23 protein-coding genes are annotated in these 22,231 nt (G+C 68.5%); 16 read left to right on the forward strand and 7 right to left on the reverse strand.

Annotated elements, in window-relative coordinates; translation table 11 throughout:
- Positions 1–3 precede the first annotated feature (3 nt).
- The 6 genes from ACTMTI_RS01630 (at position 4) to bfr (ending at position 4,005) form a co-directional block, all read left to right on the forward strand.
- Complete coding sequence (locus ACTMTI_RS01630; RefSeq protein ID WP_441117723.1) at positions 4–825, forward strand: biotin--[acetyl-CoA-carboxylase] ligase; 822 nt, start codon at positions 4–6, stop codon at positions 823–825.
- 55 nt (positions 826–880) lie between these two features.
- Positions 881–1,390, forward strand: coding sequence for a PH domain-containing protein (locus tag ACTMTI_RS01635; RefSeq protein WP_441117725.1), 510 nt, complete (start codon positions 881–883; stop codon positions 1,388–1,390).
- Between the two features lie 79 nt (positions 1,391–1,469).
- Positions 1,470–2,555 carry an S-(hydroxymethyl)mycothiol dehydrogenase gene (locus tag ACTMTI_RS01640; protein ID WP_441117726.1) on the forward strand — a complete coding sequence of 362 codons (1,086 nt, stop codon included), beginning with the start codon at positions 1,470–1,472 and terminating at the stop codon, positions 2,553–2,555.
- Positions 2,556–3,176, forward strand: coding sequence for an MBL fold metallo-hydrolase (locus tag ACTMTI_RS01645; protein WP_441117728.1), 621 nt, complete (start codon positions 2,556–2,558; stop codon positions 3,174–3,176).
- Positions 3,177–3,316: 140 nt separating this feature from the next.
- Positions 3,317–3,493: a (2Fe-2S)-binding protein gene (locus ACTMTI_RS01650; RefSeq protein ID WP_441117730.1), complete on the forward strand. Its 177-nt coding sequence runs from the start codon at positions 3,317–3,319 to the stop codon at positions 3,491–3,493.
- Positions 3,494–3,519: 26 nt separating this feature from the next.
- Positions 3,520–4,005, forward strand: coding sequence for a bacterioferritin (gene bfr / locus ACTMTI_RS01655; protein ID WP_441117732.1), 486 nt, complete (start codon positions 3,520–3,522; stop codon positions 4,003–4,005).
- 79 nt (positions 4,006–4,084) lie between these two features.
- On the opposite strand, the gene ACTMTI_RS01660 is transcribed toward bfr, so the two are convergent.
- Together ACTMTI_RS01660 and ACTMTI_RS01665 are read right to left on the reverse strand one after the other, a co-directional pair.
- A complete protein-coding gene (locus ACTMTI_RS01660) occupies positions 4,085–6,373 on the reverse strand; it encodes a glycoside hydrolase family 95 protein (protein ID WP_441117733.1) in 2,289 nt (762 codons plus the stop codon).
- Positions 6,374–6,514: 141 nt separating this feature from the next.
- Positions 6,515–7,561: a class I SAM-dependent methyltransferase gene (locus ACTMTI_RS01665; RefSeq protein WP_441117735.1), complete on the reverse strand. Its 1,047-nt coding sequence runs from the start codon at positions 7,559–7,561 to the stop codon at positions 6,515–6,517.
- Between the two features lie 386 nt (positions 7,562–7,947).
- Here ACTMTI_RS01665 and ACTMTI_RS01670 point away from each other — a divergent pair, with 386 nt between their 5' ends.
- Positions 7,948–8,616 carry a response regulator transcription factor gene (locus ACTMTI_RS01670; protein ID WP_012888073.1) on the forward strand — a complete coding sequence of 223 codons (669 nt, stop codon included), beginning with the start codon at positions 7,948–7,950 and terminating at the stop codon, positions 8,614–8,616.
- 3 nt (positions 8,617–8,619) lie between these two features.
- Positions 8,620–9,897, forward strand: a complete 1,278-nt coding sequence (locus tag ACTMTI_RS01675) for an ATP-binding protein (protein ID WP_441117739.1) — start codon at positions 8,620–8,622, stop codon at positions 9,895–9,897.
- Here the strand turns inward: ACTMTI_RS01675 and ACTMTI_RS01680 are convergent.
- Entirely contained in the window at positions 9,881–10,363 is a 483-nt protein-coding gene (locus ACTMTI_RS01680; protein ID WP_441117740.1) for a GtrA family protein, read from the reverse strand. The two genes, ACTMTI_RS01675 and ACTMTI_RS01680, sit on opposite strands and share 17 nt — an antisense overlap.
- A 196-nt stretch (positions 10,364–10,559) precedes the next feature.
- On the opposite strand from ACTMTI_RS01680, the gene ACTMTI_RS01685 reads away from it, so the two are divergent.
- The gene (locus ACTMTI_RS01685; protein ID WP_441117742.1) at positions 10,560–11,708 is read left to right on the forward strand and encodes a 5-(carboxyamino)imidazole ribonucleotide synthase; all 1,149 of its coding nucleotides are present in this window, start codon (positions 10,560–10,562) and stop codon (positions 11,706–11,708) included.
- 67 nt (positions 11,709–11,775) lie between these two features.
- A complete protein-coding gene (gene purE / locus ACTMTI_RS01690) occupies positions 11,776–12,276 on the forward strand; it encodes a 5-(carboxyamino)imidazole ribonucleotide mutase (RefSeq protein ID WP_441117744.1) in 501 nt (166 codons plus the stop codon).
- A gap of 15 nt (positions 12,277–12,291) precedes the next feature.
- Here the strand turns inward: purE and ACTMTI_RS01695 are convergent, their stop codons facing one another.
- Positions 12,292–13,605, reverse strand: a complete 1,314-nt coding sequence (locus tag ACTMTI_RS01695) for a UDP-glucose dehydrogenase family protein (RefSeq protein WP_441117746.1) — start codon at positions 13,603–13,605, stop codon at positions 12,292–12,294.
- A 126-nt stretch (positions 13,606–13,731) separates the two neighbouring features.
- Between ACTMTI_RS01695 and ACTMTI_RS01700 the strand changes: the two genes are divergently transcribed.
- The 3 genes from ACTMTI_RS01700 to ACTMTI_RS01710 all read left to right on the forward strand — a co-directional run bounded on the left by ACTMTI_RS01700 (position 13,732) and on the right by ACTMTI_RS01710 (position 16,380).
- Positions 13,732–14,895 (forward strand): acyl-CoA dehydrogenase family protein, encoded by a 1,164-nt coding sequence (locus ACTMTI_RS01700; protein WP_441117748.1) that lies wholly within the window; start codon positions 13,732–13,734, stop codon positions 14,893–14,895.
- 232 nt (positions 14,896–15,127) lie between these two features.
- Positions 15,128–15,514: a hypothetical protein gene (locus ACTMTI_RS01705; protein ID WP_441117750.1), complete on the forward strand. Its 387-nt coding sequence runs from the start codon at positions 15,128–15,130 to the stop codon at positions 15,512–15,514.
- Positions 15,515–15,543: 29 nt separating this feature from the next.
- Positions 15,544–16,380, forward strand: a complete 837-nt coding sequence (locus ACTMTI_RS01710) for an alpha/beta fold hydrolase (RefSeq protein ID WP_441117751.1) — start codon at positions 15,544–15,546, stop codon at positions 16,378–16,380.
- Positions 16,381–16,492: 112 nt separating this feature from the next.
- Here ACTMTI_RS01710 and ACTMTI_RS01715 read toward each other — a convergent pair whose 3' ends face one another.
- Positions 16,493–17,809 carry an alpha/beta fold hydrolase gene (locus ACTMTI_RS01715; RefSeq protein ID WP_441117752.1) on the reverse strand — a complete coding sequence of 439 codons (1,317 nt, stop codon included), beginning with the start codon at positions 17,807–17,809 and terminating at the stop codon, positions 16,493–16,495.
- Positions 17,810–17,972: 163 nt separating this feature from the next.
- Between ACTMTI_RS01715 and ACTMTI_RS01720 the strand changes: the two genes are divergently transcribed.
- Both ACTMTI_RS01720 and ACTMTI_RS01725 read left to right on the forward strand, forming a co-directional pair.
- Complete coding sequence (locus ACTMTI_RS01720; RefSeq protein ID WP_441117753.1) at positions 17,973–18,392, forward strand: VOC family protein; 420 nt, start codon at positions 17,973–17,975, stop codon at positions 18,390–18,392.
- A 113-nt stretch (positions 18,393–18,505) separates the two neighbouring features.
- The gene (locus ACTMTI_RS01725; RefSeq protein ID WP_441117754.1) at positions 18,506–19,636 is read left to right on the forward strand and encodes a hypothetical protein; all 1,131 of its coding nucleotides are present in this window, start codon (positions 18,506–18,508) and stop codon (positions 19,634–19,636) included.
- 63 nt (positions 19,637–19,699) lie between these two features.
- Here the strand turns inward: ACTMTI_RS01725 and ACTMTI_RS01730 are convergent, their stop codons facing one another.
- On the reverse strand, positions 19,700–21,181 hold the full coding sequence (locus ACTMTI_RS01730; RefSeq protein WP_441117755.1) for an AAA family ATPase: 1,482 nt from the start codon (positions 21,179–21,181) through the stop codon (positions 19,700–19,702).
- A gap of 89 nt (positions 21,182–21,270) precedes the next feature.
- Here ACTMTI_RS01730 and ACTMTI_RS01735 point away from each other — a divergent pair, with 89 nt between their 5' ends.
- Positions 21,271–21,459, forward strand: a complete 189-nt coding sequence (locus ACTMTI_RS01735) for a hypothetical protein (RefSeq protein ID WP_441117756.1) — start codon at positions 21,271–21,273, stop codon at positions 21,457–21,459.
- On the opposite strand, the gene ACTMTI_RS01740 is transcribed toward ACTMTI_RS01735, so the two are convergent.
- Positions 21,430–22,155 carry a DUF4097 family beta strand repeat-containing protein gene (locus ACTMTI_RS01740; RefSeq protein ID WP_441117757.1) on the reverse strand — a complete coding sequence of 242 codons (726 nt, stop codon included), beginning with the start codon at positions 22,153–22,155 and terminating at the stop codon, positions 21,430–21,432. The genes ACTMTI_RS01735 and ACTMTI_RS01740 overlap by 30 nt on opposite strands.
- Between the last annotated feature and the right edge of the window lie 76 nt (positions 22,156–22,231).

Raw genomic sequence — 22,231 nt, forward strand, 5'->3', positions numbered from 1 at the left:
GAGATGTCCGGCTCTCGCTACTCCGACCTCGACCGCCCACCGCTCTCCGCGGCGGCGCTCAATCGTGCCCTGGTCCGCCCCGGAAGCCTGTGGACAGGCGTCACGGTGGTGGAGAGCACCGGCTCCACGAACGCGGACCTGGCCAAGGCCGCCCGTGAGGGAGCCACTGAGGGGACGGTCCTGGTGGCGGAGGAACAGCTCGCCGGCCGTGGCCGGCTCGGCCGCGCCTGGTCGGCGCCGCCCCGCTCGGGACTGACGTTCTCGATCCTGCTCAGACCGGACGTCCCGCTCGCCGCCCAGGGCTGGCTGCCGCTCCTGTACGGCGTCGCCGCAGCCTCGGCCGTACGCCGCCTGGCCGAGGTGGACGTGCGCCTCAAGTGGCCCAACGACCTGCTGATCGGCGAGCGCAAGCTGGCCGGCATACTCGCCGAGCGGGCCGACGACGTCGTCGTCATCGGCATGGGGCTCAACGTGTCGCTCCGGCCCGAAGAACTGCCCGTCGAGACGGCCACGTCGCTGGTCATCGAGAAGACGGCCTGCGCGGACCGGGATCCGCTGCTCAGAGCGGTGCTCCGGGAGGTCGAGACGCACTACAGGGAGTGGACGGCGGCCGGCGGCGACGCCGACGCGTCCGGGCTGCGCGCGGCCTACCTGGCGGCGAGCGCCACCATCGGCCGCCTGGTCAGGGTGGAGCTGCCCAACGGGCAGGTGCTGATCGGTCAGGCCACGGGCGTGGACGGCTTCGGGCACCTGCAGGTGGCGGGCGAGAACGAGCGTTACACGCTGAGCGCGGGCGACGTGGTGCACGTCCGGATCGCGGGGTGAGCGTGTTGCGGTGTCAGCGTAGCCGCCGGGCGGCGATGGTGGCACGATTTGGGCCATGACCCTTCCCGACCACCATCTGACGCAGGGTGAGCGGCGCGTCCGGTCCTTCCATCCACACTGGAAGCGGCTCATCGCACCCGTCATCGCGCTGGTCCTCATCGCGGCGGCCTCCGGGGCGGCGATCTACTTCATGCCCGAATGGGCCTACGCCTCCTACGCCAGGATCGCCGTCGTCGTCATCGCGCTCATCCTGCTGACGATCTGGTCGTTCGTGCCCTACCTGCAGTGGAAGAACACCGCGTACGTGCTCACCACGCACCGCTTCACGATCAGCACGGGCGTGCTCAACAAGTCGACCGACGAGATCCCGATCACGAAGGTCAACACGGTCAGCTCCGACCAGACGTTCGTCGAGCGCCTGCTCGGCTGCGGCACGCTGACCGTCGAGTCGGCGGGTGACAGAGGGGAGATCGTGCTGAAGGACATTCCGAAGATTCAGGATGTCCGCACCGATCTGTTCAGGCTCGTGGAGGACGCTTCTGACGGCGATATGGACGGTCGCTGAAAGCTCTCGGCAGAGGGTTCGGCGCGGTCCGGTCCCGGTCCCTTGCGGGAGATCATCCTCCTGACACAAGATGGCTGCCATGCCGTACGAAGTGCAGGGCGTCATCGCCCGAGCCAAGGGTCAGGAAGTTTCGCTGGAGACGGTCATCGTGCCAGACCCGGGGCCGGGTGAGGCGGTCGTGACCGTGCAGGCCTGCGGGGTCTGCCACACCGACATGCACTATCGGGAGGGCGGGATCAACGACGACTTCCCGTTCCTGCTGGGGCACGAGGCGGCGGGCGTCGTCGAGGCGGTCGGCGCCGGCGTCACCGGCCTGGAGCCGGGTGACTTCGTCATCCTCAACTGGCGGGCCGTGTGCGGTCAGTGCCGCGCCTGCCTGCGCGGCCGCCCGTGGTACTGCTTCGCCACCCACAACGCGAAGCAGAAGATGACGCTCAAGGACGGCACCGAGCTGTCGCCCGCGCTGGGCATCGGCGCGTTCCTGGAGAAGACCCTGGTCGCGGCCGGCCAGTGCACCAAGGTCTCTCCCGAGGCTCCCGCCCAGGTCGCCGGCCTGCTGGGCTGCGGCGTGATGGCGGGCCTCGGCGCGGCGATCAACACCGGTGGCGTGACGCGCGGCGACAGCGTGGCCGTGCTCGGCTGCGGCGGCGTCGGTGACGCGGCGATCCTGGGGGCCTCGATGGCGGGTGCGGCCACGATCATCGCGGTCGACCTGGAGGACCGCAAGCTGGAGTGGGCACGCGACTTCGGCGCCACCCACACCGTCAACGCGCGGGAGAACGACCCGGTCGAGGCGATTCGCGACCTGACCGGCGGGTTCGGCGCGGACGTGGTCATCGATGCGGTGGGCCGGCCGGAGACGTACAAGCAGGCCTTCTACGCGCGCGACCTGGCCGGCACGGTCGTCCTGGTCGGCGTCCCCACCCCCGAGATGCAGCTCGAGCTCCCGCTGCTGGACGTGTTCGGCCGCGGCGGGGCGCTGAAGTCGAGCTGGTACGGCGACTGCCTGCCGTCGCGCGACTTCCCCATGCTGATCGACCTGTTTTTGCAGAACCGGTTGCCGCTCGACAAGTTCGTCACCGAGACCATCTCGCTCGACCAGGTCGAGGACGCGTTCGACAAGATGCACCGCGGCGACGTGCTGCGCTCGGTGGTGACGTTCTAAATGATCGATCGCATCATCACCTCGGGGACGTTCTCGCTGGACGGCGGCACCTGGGAGGTCGACAACAACGTCTGGCTGGTCGGCGACGCCCGCGAGGTCGTCGTCATCGACGCCGCCCACGACGCCGCCGCGATCGCCGAACGGGTGGGCGGGCGCACGGTCAAGGCCATCGTCTGCACCCATGCGCACAACGACCACATCAACGCCGCCGGGCCGCTCGCCGAGCTGACCGGCGCGCCGATCCGGCTCCATCCCGCCGACCAGGTGCTGTGGGAGCAGCAGTACGGCGACGCGGTGCCGTACGAACCGCTGACCGACGGCGAGAAGATCGAGGTCGGCGGGATCGCGCTGGACGTCCTGCACACGCCCGGCCACGCGCCCGGGGCGGTCTGCCTGTACGGGCGGGAGCTGTGCGTGCTCTTCAGCGGCGACACCCTGTTCAAGGGCGGCCCGGGAGCGACCGGGCGGTCATACTCGTCGTTCGACACCATCATCGACTCCATCAGGAAGCGGTTGCTGACCCTGCCCGCGGAGACCGTCGTGCACACCGGGCACGGCGACTCGACCTCGATCGGCGCCGAGGCCCCGCACCTGGAGGAGTGGATAGCGCGGGGGCACTGATCGGGACGGACCGTAACCTGCCGTTCGCCGAGGGATAGATGAGTGTGGCGTAGGCAACGTAGGCAAGCCTTACCAAAGTGAGCTATCTTAGGTGTGCCTTACCTAAAGACGCCCACCCTTCGTGAGAGGCTTATCCCTGGATGTACGTATGCATCTGTCGTGCCGTGACGGAAAACGAAGTGCACGACTGCATCGCCTCTGGGGCCAAGAGCGCGAAGCAGATCCGCGACACCACCGGTGCCGGTGGTGACTGTGCCCGATGTGTGCAGAAAATCTGTGCCATGCTGAAAAGGTCTGAAGAATTGACGACCGCATAGCCGGATAGCAGCAAGGGGCCCGTCACATGCAGGGCGACAAGCAGATCATCGAGTTGCTCAACGAGCAGTTGACCGCCGAGCTCACCGCGATCAACCAGTATTTCCTGCACGCCAAGATGCAGGAGAACTGGGGATACACGAAGCTGGCCCAGCACACCCGCGAAGAGTCGATCGACGAGATGCGCCATGCCGAGCGTCTGACCGATCGCATCCTCTTCCTTGAGGGCCTGCCCAACTACCAGCGCCTCGGCACGCTGCACATTGGACAGACCGTCGAGGAACAGCTCAGGGCGGACCTGGAAGTAGAACTGTCGGTGGTGCAGCGCCTGCGCCCCGGGATCAAGCTCATGCGCGAGAAGGGCGATGTCACCTCGGCCCGGATCTTCGAGGACATCCTCGCGGACGAGGAACAACACATCGACTACCTGGAAACCGAGCTCGGTCTCATCAGCAGCCTGGGCGTGCAGCTCTACCTGGCCCGCTACGCCGAGCCGCCGTCCGCCGACGACTGACCTCCCGGCTCGCGCACCCGCGTCACCGATTCATGGTGGCGCGGGTGTTTTGTGCGCTCATGGCTGGTGCTGCCGGAGGTCAGGCCGGCGTGCCGATCGTGTAGGAACCGCCGACCCTGGCGCTCCAGGTGAGCGTGTCACCCGACCGGTGCGCCACGACCTCATCCCCCCGCTCGTCGCGCACCCCCTCGGCGCCCGCCGCCCGTACCGTGATCTCCCCGGTACGGCCGGCGTGCAGCGTGATCTGCTCGGCGGCCCCGTCCCGCCACGAGACGCCGATTGTCACGTCGCCCCTGGCTCGCAGCCCGCTCACGGACCCCGTAGGCCAGGCCGACGGCAGCGCGGGCAGCACGTGGATCACCCCGTGGTGGCTCTGCACCAGCATCTCGGCGATCCCGGCGACGGCTCCGAAATTGCCGTCGATCTGGAACGGCGGATGCGTGTCCCACAGGTTGTCCAGCGTCGAGTGCGTGAGCTGCTCGCTCAGCATCTTGTGCGCGTGGTCGCCGTCCAGCAGCCGGGCCCAAAAGTTGATCTTCCAGGCTTTGCTCCACCCGGTGCCGCCGTCGCCCCGGGCCGCCAGTGAGACCCTGGCGGCCGCGGCCTCGGGGCTGTCCGCGACGATCTGCCGCCCGGGATGCAGCCCGAACAGGTGCGAGACGTGCCGATGCGTGCTGCCCGGATCGTCCAGATCCGCCTTCCACTCCTGCAGCTGACCCCAGGACCCGATCCGCAGCCCCGGATCCAGCTTGCCCAGCGCGTCCCGTACCCGCTCCCGGAACTCGGTGTCCACCTCGAGGACGTCGGCGGCCTCGGCCACGTTCGTGAACAGGTCCCAGACGATCTGCTGCGACATCGACGCCCCCGCCGTGAAGTCCCCGTGCTCGGGCGAGTAACTCGGGGACACCACCAGCGTCCCGTCGCGCGGGTCGGCGCAGAGCGTGTCCAGCCAGAACTCGGCCGCCCCCTTCATCACCGGATACGCGGTCTCGCGCAGGTAATGGACGTCCCCGTTGAACCGGTAGTGCTCGTACAGGTGCTGCGTCACCCAGGCCGCCGCCTCAGGGAACCAGAACGCCGTGGCCCAGTCGTGCACGCCGGTGAACCCGAACGGGTTCGTCTCGTTGTGCACCACCCACCCGCGCGCCCCGAACATCTCCCGCGCCGTCCGCTCGCCCGGCGCCACCATGTTCTTGACGTAGTCGTCATACGGCTGCGCCGTCTCGGCCAGGTTCGCCGGGCCGACCGGCCAGTAGTTCATCTGCAGGTTGATGTTGACGTGGTAGTCGCCGGACCAGGCCGGAGCGGTGGAGTCGTTCCACACGCCCTGCAGGTTCGCGGGCAGCGACCCGGCCCGCGACGAGGCGATCAGCAGGTAGCGGCCGTAAGCGAAGTAGAGCGCCTCCAGCGCCCGGTCATCAGCGGAATCACCCCCGCCGTACGCCGCCCGCAACCGATCCGTCGGCACCTCCGGCGCCCGCTGCCCGAGATCCAGCCGCACCCGGTCGAACAACGCCTGGTGGTCCTCCTGGTGGGCCCGCTTCAGCGCCTCGTACCCCTGCTCCACCGCCTTGTCCACGGCCGCGGTGACGGCGTCGTGCGGATCCTCGCCGCGGTAGGCCGGATAGACGTCGGCGTAGTCCGTCCCGGCCGACAGCACGAACACCGCGCTGTCCGCCCCGGTGACCGTGATCCGGTCGGCCTCGTCCGTCCGGGTGCCGCCCTCCACCACCACCTGCACCTGGGCCTCGAACCGCATCCCGTTGTCCGGCAACGCCCCGCGCATCGTCAGCCGCCCGTCCGCGACGCTGATCCGCTTGTCGTCGTGCGGCGACGACACGCGCAGCGTGAACGACACCTGGCCCGGCCGGTCGGCCGAAACCCGTCCGACGATCACGTTGCCCGGATGACTGGCGAAATAATCCCGCTCGTGCCGCACCCCGCCCGCCGTGTAGGCCACCCTGGCCACGGCCTCCCGCAGGCTCAGCTCCCTGCGGTAATCAGTGGGGGAGCCCTGCGGCAGGTCCAGCCACACGTCACCGAAGGTCTGGTACGCCCCGAAGCCCGACTTCGGCTGCCCCAGCCTGGCCGCGACCGCCTCCGGCGCCATCGTGCCCTCGCGGTCGAGCTGCTCGCGGACCTCGGAGAGCACGTCCGGTCGCGGCGCGGTCCAGTTGCCGGAGTCGTACCCCTGCCGCGATCCCGGCCCGCCGGTCCACAGGGTCTTCTCGTTGAACTGGAGCTGCTCGGTGCCCGTCCCGCCGAACACCATCGCCCCGAGAGCTCCGTTGCCGATCGGCAGTGCCTGGGTCTCCCAGTCGATCGCCGGCTCGTCGTACCAGAGGGTCAGATCATCAGGTGCTGCCATGGGGCACAACGGTAACAAGCGGCCAAGTGGTCCAATGGAACTTCCCGGAAGTGGCGCGAGGGCTTGCTCGGTCCGGCAGCCGTATGACAGGCGCGGCGGCCGGCCTCGCATCGGCCCTTCCCCCGAGGAGGAACGATTGGTTCACGGGATGAGCTGGTAGAAGCGCCAGAATCCGAAATCCTGGATCGGCAGGATCTCGATGTCGGCGAAGCCGGCCTCGCGGGCGTACCGGCGCAGCGTGTCCGGTCGCATCACGGTGCCGGTCGCCGCCGACGGCCGGTCGCTCATCCCGTCGGGCAGGCAGATGAGCAGGCTGAAGCCGTACATCAGCCGCTCGACGTCGTCGGCGGGCGCCGTGAAGGACTCGCCCACGGCCTCGTCCATGATGACGACCGCCCCGCCCGGGACGATCGCGCGCCGCGCCACCGCCAGCGTGTCCACCGGGCGCGGCATGTCGTGCACGCACTCGAAGGCGAAGACGGCGTCGTACCGGCCGTCGCCGAGGAGGAGGGCGGCGTCGCCGCGGTGGAAGGAGACGCGGCCGGCCAGGCCGGCGGCGGCCGCGTTGCGCTCGGCCAGCACGATGGACGGCGCGTCGATGTCGACGCCCTCCACCATGGCCTCCGGGTACGCCCTGCCCAGCGCGATGGACGACCACCCAGCGCCGCAACCGAGGTCGGCGATGCGGGCGCCGGGGCGCCGCAGCACGGCGTCGAGCGCGGGCACGCCGGCGAGGGCGTCGGGCAGCGCGTGCTCGAACCAGGGCCGGTTCATGTCGGCCTGGGATTCCCGCACGTCCGCCCCGAACGTCGCCCAGCCGACCCCGCCGCCGCTCCGGTAGGCGTCCAGGAGCGCGGGCATGTGCACCGCCGTGCCCGTCAGCATCCGTGCCAGCGGCGCGAGATAGGCCAGGCTGGACTCGTCGGTGAGCACCTCGGCCGCGCCCTTCGGCAGGACGAAGCGGCCGTCCGGGGCGACCTCCAAGATCCCGGTCGCGGCCTGCTGCTCCAGCCATTCCCTGGCGTACCGCTCGTGGCCGCCCGCCCGCACAGTCAGCTCGGCGGCATCGGCCGGGCCCGCGGCCAGCGCGCGGTACCAGCCCAGCCGGTCGCCGATGTGCACGGACAGTAGGTCGATGGTGCCGAGGGCCGCCTTGAACAGGCGGTCGGCGAAGTCTTCTGTGGTCATGGTCTTCCGCCTTCTTTCGTTGGTCCCAGACGAGGATCGCCATCGGCGGCTGTGGCGAACAGGTCGTTCGGCACAGATCTGGAACTGTCCTTCGATCAGGCCGACTTGGCGCCGGACTACCCGACGCGCGCATGATCGCTCTTGACGGTCTGTACCGCGGCGCACCTCGACCGGATCGCCGGGGGACGGCCGGCCTTCCTCGGTGAGGATTGAGAGTGTCCTCTCAGGGCATGACGAGGTGATGATCTCATCCAGAAAGACGCGCTAATTTAATCCCGACTAACTGATATTTAGGCGTGTTTGCCCAGGTCAATGGATAGGTCAACGACGAGTCAAACCGCGCGCTGTGACCGGGAAACGATCGCTTAAGGTCCTACGATCGCTACATGACCTGCGTACTTCTAGCAGAGGATGACACCTCGATCTCCGAGCCGCTCGCGCGTGCACTACGCCGTGAGGGCTACCAGGTCGAGGTGAGTCCCGACGGTCCACAGGCCCTGGAGAGGGCACTGTCGGGCGGCATCGACCTCATCGTTCTCGATCTAGGCCTACCCGAAATGGATGGGCTCGAGGTGGCCCGCCGGATTCGGGCTGAGGGCCACGGCACTCCGGTGCTTATACTCACCGCCCGCGTTGACGAGGTGGACACCGTCGTCGGGCTCGACGCGGGCGCCGACGACTACGTGACGAAACCGTTCAGGCTGGCCGAGCTGCTCGCCCGGGTCCGCGCGCTGCTGCGCCGCGGCACCTCCGAGACGCCGGTCGTGCAGGGTGTGCGCATCGACGCAGACTCTCGCCGCGCCTGGATGGGAGACAAGGAGCTGCATCTGACGACCAAGGAGTTCGACCTGCTGCGCGTCCTCGTACGCGATGCCGGAAAGGTGGTCACCCGCGAGCAGATCATGCGCGAGGTGTGGGACACCAACTGGTGGGGCTCCACGAAGACACTCGACATGCACATCTCCTGGCTACGCCGCAAGCTCGGCGACGATGCCGCCAAGCCCCGTTACATCACCACCGTCCGGGGAGTCGGCTTCAGGTTCGAGCGCGAGTAGGAGATGCGCCGCCGACTGCTCTCCTCCACCCTGGTCGTCGCGGTCATCGCGGTCCTGTTGCTGGGGGTCCCCCTGGGCGTCGTCGTCAGCCGCCTGATCGTCGATGAGGCGGCTCAGGAGCTCGGGGCGGAAGCCAAGCGACTCGTGGGGGAAGTCGAGTATGCCCGCGTCCAGGAGACGCCGCTCGACCCCCAGCAACTGGAGCAGAAGTATCCGGGCAGATACATACAGATCTGGGAACGAGGAACCCCCCTCCGGGTGACCGTCGTGGGCACCGCCCCGCCGTCCGGTCACCTGATGACGGAGGATGCCCAGACCAACACCGGCGTCTATGTCCGGATAAGTCGCGATCGCGATCAGGTTGAGCAGGATGTACGGGCGCGCCTGATGCTCATCGTGGCCCTGGCCGTGGCCGCCCTGGCGGTGGCCGTGAGCCTGGCCGTCGTACAGTCCCGCCGGCTGACGCTGCCCCTGCAGGACTTGGCGAAGATCGCCGAACGGCTGGGCTCAGGGGACGCGCGGCCGAGCAAGCACCGCTACGGCATCCCCGAGCTCGATCGGGTGGCCCAGGTGCTCGACCGCAGCGCCACCCGCATCTCCGACCTGCTCACCAGGGAACGCGAGTTCGCCACCGACGCCTCCCACCAGCTCCGCACTCCGCTGACCGGCCTCACCATGCGCCTGGAGGAGATCGTCGCCTCCTCCAACCATCCGGAGGTGGTGCGCGAGGAGGGCGAGGCGGCGATCGTCCAGGCCGAGCGGCTCACCGCCGTGATCGACGAACTGCTGGCCGCGGCCCGCCGCCAGCGCCACGCCCAGGCCGAGCCGGTCGCCATCGACGAGGTGCTCATCCAGCAGATCACCGAGTGGGAGCCGGTGTTCCGGGACGCGGGACGTACCCTGCAGCTGGAGGGCTCGCGCGGGCTGAAGGCGATGGCCACGACCGGCGGGTTCGGCCAGGTGATCGCCTCTCTCCTGGAGAACTCCCTGCGCCACGGCGGTGGTGCCGTCACCGTCACCAGCACCAGCGGGGACAACTACGTGGTGGTCGAGGTCGCGGACGAGGGCCCCGGCATCGCCGACGAGATCGCCCCCAGGATCTTCGACCGCAACGTCAGCGGGGGCGGGGGCACCGGCCTCGGGCTGACGCTGGCTCGCGCGCTGGCCGCCGCCGACGGCGGACGACTGGAGCTCGTACGCCGCCGCCCGGCGACGTTCGCCGTCTTCCTGCGTCCGGCGGAGGACGACGGCAGGAACCGGGTGGTCAGCGGTCCTGCCTGATCCCGGCCTCGGGAAGCTCGACCGGGATCGGCTCGGTGGCCTCCAGGAACACCCACCTCTTGTACGACCAGTAGCGGAACAGGGTGCCGAACCCGACGCCCACGATGTTGGCGATGTTGAGGCTGAGCGTGTCGTGCAGGTTGAGCGTGTAGGTGGTGAAGCCGATCGTCAGCATGCCGAACAGCAGCGCGATGCCGTTGAGCAGGAAGAACAGAAAATATTCGCGTCCGAGCCCGCTCTGCTCGCGGTGCCGGAAGGTCCAGAATCGGTTGCCGACGTACGCGAACGTCGTGGAGATCGCCGTCGCCACGACCTTGGACGTCAGCGGCCCCCAGTCCAGCACGACGCTGCAGAAGTTGAGCAATCCGAGGTCGATCAGGAAGGCGACGGCCCCGATGCTGCCGAACTTGGCCAGCTCATGGACCAGGGACGCGAACCGCTGGTAGAGGCGTCTAACGAAGTCCACGTCTCTGGTCGGTCCCTTCCCTAGCCGAGCGCTTTGGTCGAGCGTGACCTCAGCGTACCGGTCATGTTGTAGGGACGGTGTCAGATGAGTGGACATCTCGCGCAAAGAACAGCCTTCGCGGAACGACCGTCCAGCTCTCCCTCATGAGGACCACTTGGGCTGGGAAAGTCATTGCGTCCCGGTAAGCTCACCTGGCGTGAGTTCTTTCCACCCCATTGGACCGGTCGTCGGCATCGTCGGCGCAGGTCAGCTGGCCCGGATGACGCAGCAGGCCGCCATCGCGCTCGGCGTCGAGCTGCGGGTGCTGGCGGGCGCCCCAGATGAGAGCGCCGCGCGAGTGATCGTCGACACGCGCATCGGAGACTACCGCGATCTGGACGATCTGCGCGATTTCGCCAAGGGGTGCGACGCGATCACGTTCGACCACGAGCACGTGCCGACCGAGCACATCAGGGCGCTGGCCGTCGGCGGTCACGCCGTGCACCCCGGGGCCGACGCGCTCGTACACGCGCAGGACAAGGCCGTGATGCGGGAGCGGCTGACCGCGATCGGCGTGCCGTGCCCGGCCTGGGCGCGGGTGGCGTCGGTCGCGGACGTCTCGCGCTTCGCGGACGAGAACGGCTGGCCGGTGGTGCTGAAGGCGGTGCGCGGCGGATACGACGGCCGCGGCGTGTGGGTGTGCGAGACCGCCGCCGAGGCGGAGGAGGCGTTCGCCACCGGGGTCGAGTTGATGGCCGAGGCGTTCGTGCCGTTCGAGCGGGAGCTGGCGGTGCTGGTGGCCCGCTCGCCGCACGGGCAGGGCGTCAGCTACCCGGTCGTGGAGACCGTGCAGCAGGACGGCATCTGCGTCGAGGTGCTCGCGCCCGCCCCAAGGCTCGACGCGGAGGACGCCGCACAGGCCCAGCGCATCGGCCTGAAGATCGCCCAGGAGCTGGGGGTGACCGGACTGCTGGCGGTGGAGATGTTCCAGACCGCCCGCGGCCTCGTGGTCAACGAGCTGGCCATGCGGCCGCACAACAGCGGCCACTGGACGATCGAGGGCTCGACGACGTCGCAGTTCGAGCAGCACCTGCGGGCGGTGCTCGACCTGCCGCTCGGCTCGCCCAAGATGACCGCCCAGGTCGTGGTCATGGCCAACCTGCTGGGCGGCGACGACCCCGAGCTGTTCAAGCGCTACGAGCACGTGATGGCCCACGATCCGGGCATCAAACTGCACTTCTACGGCAAGCAGGTGCGCCCGGGCCGCAAGATCGGCCACGTGACGGCCCTCGGCTCCAACCTGGACGACGTACGCGCCCGCGCCCGCCACGCCGCTGTCTACCTGACCACGGGGGAATACACGTGAGAGAGCGAAGCGAACGAACAAATGGACACAGCATCGTGATTTTCACGTTGCCGACGAAGGAGGCAGCGTGAAAATCGGCATTGTCATGGGCAGTGACTCCGACTGGCCGGTGATGAAGGCCGCGGCGGAGGCGGTCGCCGAGTTCGGGGTGCCGTTCGAGGCCGATGTCGTGTCCGCGCACCGCATGCCCGTCGAAATGATCGAATACGGCCGCCAGGCCGCCTCCCGCGGCATCCAGGTGATCATCGCCGGCGCCGGCGGGGCCGCACACCTGCCCGGCATGCTGGCCTCCGTCACCCCGTTGCCGGTGATCGGGGTGCCGGTGCCGCTGAAATACCTGGACGGGATGGACTCCCTGCTGTCGATCGTCCAGATGCCCGCCGGGGTGCCGGTGGCCACGGTCGCCGTCGGCGGTGCCCGCAACGCGGGGCTGCTGGCCGTACGCATCCTCGCGGCCTCCGACGCCGGGCTTCGTGAGCGCATGGAGGAGTTCCAGGGGCGGTTGAAGGAGCAGGCGTACGCCAAGGGCGAGCGCCTGCGCGCCGAGGCCGCCGAGATCGGAACCTGAGGGACCTGCGGCGCTCTAGGGCCGGCCCAGGGCGCGGTAGTGCCAGCCGGCCGACCGCCACGTCTCGGCGTTCAAGGCATTGCGCCCGTCCACGATGCGCCGGGTCGCGACCACCGCACCCAGCTGCTCCGGATCGAGATCCACGAACTCCCGCCACTCGGTCAGCAGCAGCACCACGTGCGCGCCGCGAACCGCATCGACGGCCGACTCGCCATAGTTCAGCTCCGGGTGAGCCTTGCGAGCGTTGTCGAGCGCGATCGGGTCGTACACGGTGACCTGTCCGCCCTGGTGGCCGATCGTCACGGCGACGTCGAGGGCGGGGGAGTCGCGAATGTCGTCCGAGTTCGGCTTGAACGCCGCCCCCAGCACGCCGACCGTGCACCCGTGGAAGGAGCCGCCGGCCAGCTCTCTGGCCAGGTCCACCATGCGGGCGCGCCGCCGCATGTTGATGGCGTCCACCTCGCGCAGGAACGTCAGCGCCTGGTCCGCCCCCAGCTCGCCGGCCCGCGCCATGAAAGCTCGGATGTCCTTGGGCAGGCAGCCGCCGCCGAACCCGAGCCCGGCGTTCAGGAACCGGCCGCCGATGCGGTCGTCGTACGAGAGCGCTTCGGAGAGCTGCTTGACGTCGGCATGGGCGGCCTCGCAGACCTCGGCCATGGCGTTGATAAAAGAGATCTTGGTGGCCAGGAAGGCATTGGCCGCCGTCTTGACCAGCTCGGACGTGGCGAAATCCGTCACCACGAACGGAACGTCGCCCAGCGGCTCGTACACCTCACGCAGCACCTTCTCCGCGCGCTCGGTGCGCACGCCGAGCACGATCCGATCCGGGTGCAGGGTGTCCTGAACGGCGAATCCTTCCCGCAGGAACTCGGGGTTCCACGCCAGCTCGGCCTCGATCCCCGCCGGAGCCATCCGGGTCAGCTTGTCGGCGAGCCGCTCGGCGGTGCCGACGGGCACGGTGGACTTGCCGACGACCAGGCACTCCCGGTCGAGGAGCGGCGCGAGGGATTCGATGGCGGCGTCCATGTAGGAGACGTCCGCGGCGTACTCGCCGCGTTTCTGCGGCGTGCCCACGCACACGAAATGCACGTCGCCGAACTCGGCGATCTCCTCGTACGAGGTGGTGAAGCGAAGGCGGCCGGATTGGAGTCCGCGGCGCAGCACGGATTCGAGTCCCGGCTCGTGGATCGGGAGCTCACCGTTGTTGAGCCGGCGGACCTTGTCGGCGTCGATGTCGAGGCCCAGGACGTCGAGTCCGAGATCCGCCATGCAGGCAGCATGCGTGATCCCCAGGTATCCGGTCCCGATCACCGTGAGGCGATATGGCACGAGAGAGCTCCTTTCGATCGCGCAGGCATGCTACCGGCCCTCGCTACTTCCTAACGTGCCACCTGCCTGTCTTCGCAAACCGTACCGGCTAGTAACAAGATGGTCGGACGTCCTAGTATTTGACGCATGAGCTTCCCTCTTTACGCGCCCCCCGAAGAACACGACATGCTCAGGGAGACGGTCCGGGCCCTGGCCGACGAGAAGATCGCCCCACACGCGGCGGAGGCCGACGAGACCGAGGAGTTCTCCTGGGACGTCTACAAGGCGCTCGTGGCGGCGGACCTGCACGCCGTACACATCCCTGAGCAGTACGGGGGCGCCGGGGCGGACGCGCTGGCGACGGTGATCGTCATCGAGGAGGTGGCCCGCGCCTGCGCGTCGTCCTCCCTGATCCCCGCCGTCAACAAGCTCGGCACGGTCCCGCTCCTCCTGTCCGCGTCGGAGGAGCTCAAGTCCCGCTACCTGGCGCCGGTGGCGAGGGGGGAGGCCATGTTCTCGTACGCGCTGTCGGAGCCGGAAGCGGGCTCGGACGCGGCCGCGATGAAGACGAAGGCGGTTGCGGACGGGGACGAGTACGTACTCAACGGCACCAAGATGTGGATCACCAACGCCGGGGTGTCGGAGTACTACACGCTGATGGCGGTAACGGACCCGGCGGCCGGCCCGCGTGGCATCTCGGCCTTCGTCATTGAGAAATCGGACGAGGGCGTCTCCTTCGGCCCCAAGGAAAAGAAGCTCGGCATCAAGGGCTCGCCGACCCGCCAGGTGATCCTGGACAACGTGAGAATTCCGGCCAGCCGCATGATCGGCGCCCCGGGCACGGGCTTCAAAACAGCCCTGGCAACGCTGGACCACACCAGGATCACCATCGCCGCCCAGGCCCTTGGCATCGCGCAGGGCGCATTGGACTTCGCGATCGGCTACGTGAAGGAACGCAAGCAGTTCGGCCGCCCGGTGGCCGATTTCCAGGGCCTGCAGTTCATGATCGCCGACATGGCGATGAAGCTGGAGGCGGCGCGGCAGCTCACGTACCACGCGGCCGCGAAGTCGGAACGCGCCATGAACGGCGAGCCCCAGAAGGACCTCACGTTCCTGTCGAGCGCCGCGAAGTGCGCAGCCTCGGACGCGGCAATGGAGATCACCACGGACGCGGTGCAACTGCTGGGCGGCTACGGCTACACGAAGGACTTCCCGGTGGAACGCATGATGCGCGACGCCAAGATCACCCAGATCTACGAGGGCACCAACCAGATCCAGCGCGTGGTCATGGCCCGCCAACTCCTGAAGTAGGCCCTGAGCAGCGGAAACCCCGCTCACCGGCAAGGCGGGGCGGGGTTCGCTGGTGCGTCGATTCCGGGCTTGGTGATCACTGTTCCGTTCCTGTTCCGTAAGAGCCTGCTGACAAAGGGATTTGGTGTCGGAGTTCGAGCCAGGAGACGGTCGGCTTCGGTCATGTTCGGGCCGCTGACCTGAGAATGGGAGCGGGCTCCCGGTAGCTGAGGTGTTGTCTAAGATCGCATCCGTGACGAGGACCACGCCGCCACGCCCGCTCGATGTCGAGGTGTTGTTCCCGGAGCTGGCCGCTTACCGCGGCACGACTACCCGGCTGCACCCTCGTCCGGGCAGCCCGGACGTGTCGTTCAGTTCCGTGGGCGGGCCCCTTCTGTGGCCGGTGGAGGAGCCATGGCCGATGTGCACGGAGCCGCACCGGCGCGGGAACGGCCGGCGCCCCGCCGACATCCATCGGGAGCGACAGGTCCTCGCGGCTGCCTGGGCCCGCGACCCGGACCCGGGTCCCACGACGGCCGAGCTGGCATTGCCTGGAGGAACTGCGCCGTCACGGTCTTGGACCAGCGCGGCGGTGACGATCACACAACAGGTGAGCCCGACGACATTTGTCCAAGACTGATAGTCGGCAGCCCATGCATCGTCTTCTGCATGAGTGAGTACAACCTTGAGCAGTCGCATGGGATGCACGTGGTCCACGACGGCCCGCGGGAGGCGCCGCCGCTGTTGCTCGTACACGGATCGGGGTTCTCGGGCGCTTCCTGGAGCCCGGTGGTCCCGGCACTCGCCGGCCACCATCACGTCATCCGGGTCGACCTCCCGGGCTGCGGCCAGTCCCCGCCCGCGCCGTCATACGACGTGCCCGTGCAGGCGGGGCGGGTGGCGGCGGTGCTCGACGACCTCGGCCTTCGTCACGTCACCACGGTCGGGCACTCCAGCGGCGGCTACATCGCCACCGCGCTTGCCGAACAGCGCCCCGACCTGGTGAGGTCGCTTGCGCTGATCAGCACCGGCCCGAGTCCCGATGCGCTCCTTCCACAGCCATTGCTTCTTCGGGTCCTCATGGCCCCGCCTCTCGGCCCGCTCCTGTGGTCGAGGCGTTCGGACGCGATGATCCGCAAGGGGATAAGCGCGACGTGCGCTCGCCCCGTGGATATCCCAGACGACTTGGTCGCCGATGTACGGGGCACCACGTACCGCACGTTCAGGACGGTGCTGCGCCGCAACACCGCGTACATCGCCCAGCGGAGCGTGCCCGAACGTCTCGCCGCCCTCGACGTCCCAATGCTGGCGATCTTCGGCACTGCCGACCGCCGCTGGGAGCCGTCGTCGGCGCACCAGTACGACGCGGTGCCGAACGCGCGGGTCGAACTGCTGCCCGGCGTCGGGCACATACCCATGTTCGAAGCGCCCGAGACGACCGGCGAACTGCTGCTGGGCTTCACGGCAACTAACGCTGACAGCCCGCCGGTGATCCCTAAGGCCTAGAATGGTCACGTGCTGTCGACCGGGCATCGCCATGGTCGTGCACCCATCCGTGTTGTCAGACGCGGAGATGCCGCCAACGGCGCAGCTCAGCTTCATGGGTCTCCCGAACCCGCTAGCCGGGGGGCGGGCCCTGGCCCTTGTAAGCGGGCACCGGACGGCCGGACAGAAACGCCCGCAGGAGCCCGAGATACGCCTCACTCCGGTACGTGCCGCCGCCGAGGTAGGCGAGCGTGGCCGAGGGCAGCGCCCGCCGGAAGTCCATGGCCGACGCCCAGCTCTGCTCGTCGCACTGGCCCTTGACGATCAGCACGGGCGCCGTCACCTCGGTCAGGCTCAGCCGGAGGGAACCCGGCGCGGCCCGCCCGGTCAGGCCGACGTAACCCCCGGAGCCGGTTTCGGCGGCGGGGCAGGGATGCGGAGCTGTCTGGCGGACGAGGTCGAGATAGGCGTCCAGCTCCCGGTCACCCGCAAACGCGTGCGCCGCCTGCGGGTCCACCCGCAGCAGCGTGGAGACGGCGAGCAGGCGCGGATCCGGCGTCCCGCCGCGTCCGAACACCGCCGCCGCCTCGACCTTCCCGTCCGGCTCTCGCCCTTGGGGCGCCGAATCGGGTGCTCCCTGGGACGGCTCGGTGGAGGGGGAGGTCTCAGCGGGGGACCCCTGGGATGGTCCGGCCGGAGAATCGGGAGACGACAACGGGCCGGCCGGGGAGAGTCCGGCGGGGGAGGAGAGCACCGCCCTCGCGACGCGGTCCGGGTGCGCGGCCAGGTAGGCGGCGGCGAGCTGGGCGCCGTAGTCCTGGGCGATCAGGTTCAGCCGCTTGGCGCCTATGGCCTGGCGGATGGCCTCCAGGTCCGCTACGTCGCGGGTCAGCCCGTACCCCCGAGGGTCCCGCAGCCGCGCCGAGCGCCCGGCTCCGAGCTGGTCGTAGACGTACACCTGGTAGCCGTTTGCCGTCAGCTTCCCGAAGAACGCCGAGGATGCCGCCAGGTCCGCCACGCCGGGCCCGCCGTGCAGGAACACCACGGGGTCGGGCCGGGTGACCCGCTTCGGCGCGAGCCGTACGTACGCAAGTTCCGAGCCCGTCGGAAGCTGCCACTCGCGCTGCCCGGCCACCGGCGCCAGGGGAGTGTGGGACGGAGCCGGGCGCAAGGTGGCCACGCTGACGTGCCAGACCACCGTCGCCTCCGCCCCGAGGACCACTGCCGCCCGTAGCCATCGCCCCCACGCGACCCTAGGCCTGGGCACGCACAGCAGCAGTCCCAGAAAGAACATCGAGGCGAAGACCGCCAGGCCCGTCACCGCGAACGTCGTCGGCTCCGCGCCCACCATCGCCATCCCGGCCAGCGTGGCAAGGCCCAGGACCGGTGACAGCGCCAGCACTCCGGCGCCCGCCACCGCCCGACCGGCTAGTCTGGCGAAAGAAGCCACAAAGGGGACGCTAGTGCACGCGCCGCGCCGCGGTACATGAGCGGGCCGGTCGACGCGGACCACATGCCGGCGCAGCGGAGGCTTGCCATGCGCGCACGCGACCTCATCGCTGACTTTCCCACGGTCACCCTCGACACGACCGTGAACTGATAGGAGCCACGGCATGAGCGTCGAGCCCGCCACCGGGATGCTGCACCACGTCGAGATCTGGGTGCCCGATCTGCAGCGGGCGATCGGCGGCTGGCAATGGCTGCTCGACGCGCTGGGATACACCGTTTTCCAGGACTGGAGCGATGGCCGCAGTTGGCGGCTGGGAGTCACGTACCTGGTCCTGGAGCAGTCGCCGGCGCTTTCCGCCGATCGGCACGATCGTTGCCGTCCCGGCTTGAACCACCTGGCCTTTCACGTGGGAAGCCGTGCCCAGGTCGATGCGCTGGTCGAGCAGGCGCCCGCGTACGGCTGGACGTTGATGTTCCCCGACCGCCATCCCCATGCCGGCGGGGAGCGGCACTATGCCGCGTACCTGGAGGACAAGGACGGGTTCGAGGTCGAGTTGGTTGCCGCTATGGCACCGAATGTGTAGTTCCGTCGCAATTCACTGGCAGTTAATACATTTGTCAGACATCGCCATGAGATCGGTATACCGTCAGCTCTCGGTCTGATCGTTAACCGAGAACCGAAGACGGGTACCGCACCATGCGCAAGATCCTTACGCTCACCATGGCCGCCACCGCCTCTCTCGCCCTGCTGTCCGCCCCGGCCGTCGCCGACCGCCCCCAGGAACTGCCCAGTGAGATCTCCGGCGGCGCCTGGGCCGCCGGCCACGTCCAGGGCATCGCCATCGACCAGCGCAAGGGGTACATGTACTTCTCCTTCACCAACCTCCTGGTCAAGACGGACCTCAAGGGCAACCCCGTCGGCTCGGTGACCGGCTTCACCGGGCACCTCGGCGATCTGGACTTCAACGCCAAGGACGGCCGCGTGTACGGCTCCCTGGAGTACAAGGCGCAGAAGTCCTTCTACATCGCGATCTTCGACGTCGACCGCATCACCAGCATGAACATGGACGCTCAGACCAGCGACGTCGTCAAGACGGTCTACCTCAAGGAGGTCGTGGCCGACTACGTCGCGGACATGAACGGGGACGGCAAGTTCGACGGCAACGTCGCCAACACCCCCGACCATCGCTACGGCTGCAGCGGCATCGACGGCGTGTCCTTCGGACCGGAGTTCGGGAAGAAGGGCGGCAGGCAAAAGCTCACGGTCGCGTACGGCATCTACTCCAACGTGGAGCGACAGGACAACGACTACCAGGTCCTGCTCCAGTACGACATCCAGCAGTGGAAGAAGTACGAGAAGCCGCTCACCGAGAGCGACCCGCATTCCAGCGGGCCCGAGCAGGCCGACGGCAAGTACTTCGCCTACACGGGCAACACCACGTACGGCGTGCAGAACCTCGAATACGACGAGCACACCGGCAACTGGATGATGGCCGTGTACAAGGGCAAGAAGCCGCAGTTCCCCAACTACTCGTTCTTCATGGTGAATGGCGCGGAGTCGCCCAGGAAGGGGGACCTCGTGGGTCAGCCTCAGCCTGAGCAGGGCAATTTGCTCACCCTGGCCCCGGGCGGTCTCCAGCACGCCGCCTCCGGTGTGCGGGGCTGGGAGTTCACCGGTGAGTACGGCCTGATCTCGCTGGGCGCGGGCCGGTATTACGTCTCCAAGGCCGGGACCCTCGCGGAGGACGGTGTCACCAAGCAGACCGGCAGCGCGCAGCTCTACCGCTGGACGGGCCAGGTGCCGACCCCCTTTGACAGGGTGAGCTGAGGAAGGTCACCACGTCGGCGCGCGGCGCCCGGACGACAGAAGCACCAGGCCGATTGCCGTGGGTCAGAGGCCATACAGGCGCTTGAGGTCCACGAGGACGACGTCGGCGCGGGAGGCGGCCGTTCGGGCGAGGTCAGGGGTGAAGCCCGTCACCGAGAAGAGGACGGTGATCAGGTCGGTCGTGTCGTGACCCTCGCGTGCGAGGAGAACGCGGATGCCGTCAAGGCGCTCCAGATCGGGCAGTCCTCGACGGGCGAGCGTTGCCTTCGCCTCGCCGATGAGGTGTACGCGGCTGTTCTCAATGGCGATGACGTCGATGTCGTGCTTGGCGCGTCCCGCGTTGTCCTGAACACTGCCGAAGCCCACCGCACCAAAGCCGATGGGCCGGCCCAGCTCGTCGGGGGCGAAGCGGTGCACCCATTCGCGGGCGAGTTCTTCCAGATGCGGACCGAGGATGTCGGATCGGAACGTCGGGGCGGCGGCGCGCCATACTTGCTCGGCTCGTCCCAACTCGAGTTGGCCGAGGTGAGGGGCGGTGATGAGACGGTCGAAACGGATGATGGGGTCGCAGACCCTGAACGTCGGCTTTCTGCTGCGGATGAGATCCTGCGTCCTGGCAAGGTAGCCGGCGGACTCGAGGACGCTGATCGGGTAGCGAATGGCGTTGCTGTCGCGGCCGGTCGCCGCTCCGATCTTGGACGGGGTGTGCGCGCCCTGCGCGACCGCGCTCAGGATGTCGTAGTAGAGGGACCGGGCGGTGATCCTCGGGTCTTCGCGGAGGAGATAGTCGACTTCGGTACGGGTGAAGACGCTGACGTCGACGGCGAGAAGGTTGCCGGCCACCCAGCCGTCGAAGTCGTCGGCGGACGTCGGGGTGCTGGTCATGAGTGGGCGGTAGCCGGGGATGCCGCCGACGCATGCGTGTACGCGCAGGGCCAGCTCCGGGTCCGGGATGCGCCACAGCTCAGCGGCCTCGCGGTAGTCGAGCTCGTTGAGGCGCATGTCCATCATGGCCCGGCCCCTGAGCGGCTTCGTTCCCGACAGCAGCGTGTGCATCACGCTCAAGGCCGAACCGCAGAGAATCAGGCGCCCTCCCGGGGCCTGGCCTCGCTGTGAGTCGTCGTACAGGTGCTGGATGAGCGACGGCAATTGTGGCGCGTTGCTCATCACGTATGGGAACTCGTCGATGACGACGAGGGCGGGGCGGCCTGGCGGGGCTACGCGGGCCGCAGTGTCCAGGGCCGCGCGTAGCAGGCGCTCCCAGGATTCGGGCTCTCCGCGTACGGTCTCACCCAGGCCGGCATGGTGGGCCAGCGCCGAGGCGAACCTTCGCCTGGCGGCGCGGTCGCCTTCGTCTTGGACGCACGCGATGTACAGGCCGCCCAGGGCCTCGCACACGGCGGTGAGGAGCTGTGTTTTGCCTGTTCGGCGACGTCCTGACACGAGGCCGAGCCGGAGCGGGGCGTCGCGGTCTCCGCCCAGGAGGAAGTGCTCCATGGCGCGCCACTGTCGCTCTCTTCCGATGATGTGAGGTGGCTTCTCCATGATCTACCTCCATCATGGCCGCAAATCCGGTTACGGAAGAAAGTGTAAACCGATTTACAGCTAGCTGTGTAAGCTGACTTACCTCTTCTGTGAGGTTGCATCGCCCAAGAACGGCTCCGGCGGCCGGGACTCAGGCGGCGCCGACTTTGGCCTACCACGGTCTCACTGCCGCGCAGAGTGCGCAGAAGGTTCGCCAGCTGGAGGCCAAGGGTTACCGGCCGATTACGGTAAACGTGCCGCCCTGCGCTTCATCCGGCCAGGATCCGGACGTCTCCTGACGTGCTGCGGGCGACGATCGTGCTGGTGGCCTTGGGATCGTTCTTGATCTCGGAGCGTTGGCTGCCGTCCGTGCTCCGCGCCGTCACCGCATAAGAGCCCTTCGGTACGGTCGCCGTCACCTTGCCGTCGCGGGACTGCAGGTCGAGGCCGATGGGCGGGCTCGCGAACGACAGGTCGATCGCGCCGTCCGAGGTCCGGCAGCGGACGTTCGCCGACCGCAGGCCGTCGCCCGTGATCGGACCCTCGCTCAGCAACCGCAGCTTTCCCGTGGTGCCCGACACCTGGATGCGGTCCCGGCTGGACACGTCCACGTCCTGGGTGAGGCCCTTCAGGATGACGCCGTCCTGGGCGTCGATCGACAGCCGTACGCCGGGCGGGACCTTGACGTGGTAGCGGGCGCCGCAGTCGCCGACGACCATGGTGCAGTTCGCGCCGAGCCGGAGAGTGCCGTCCCTCAGGGACCAGGTGGCGTTGCCGTCGTCGGCGGCCTTGCCGCGTACCCACCGTTCGACCTCGACGGTGGAGCCGGCGCCGGGGAGGACGCGTACTCCGCCCACGGAGGATCTGATCTTCAGGTCGGTCCCGGTGAAAGGGAACGACTGGGCGGAGCGCACCTCTTCGGCGTCCAGGTCCACGCCGCAGCCGCTCGCCGCCAGTGCCACCGCACATGCCGCTAATGCCGCCATTCGCCTCATGCACTTGATCGTGGCCGAGCATCGCCCGCCGACCATCGGCCATTCGACCGAACGTCACCGCCCTGCCCTCGGCCAT

The organism is Nonomuraea sp. H19, from assembly GCF_052068215.1.
Classification (GTDB): domain Bacteria; phylum Actinomycetota; class Actinomycetes; order Streptosporangiales; family Streptosporangiaceae; genus Nonomuraea.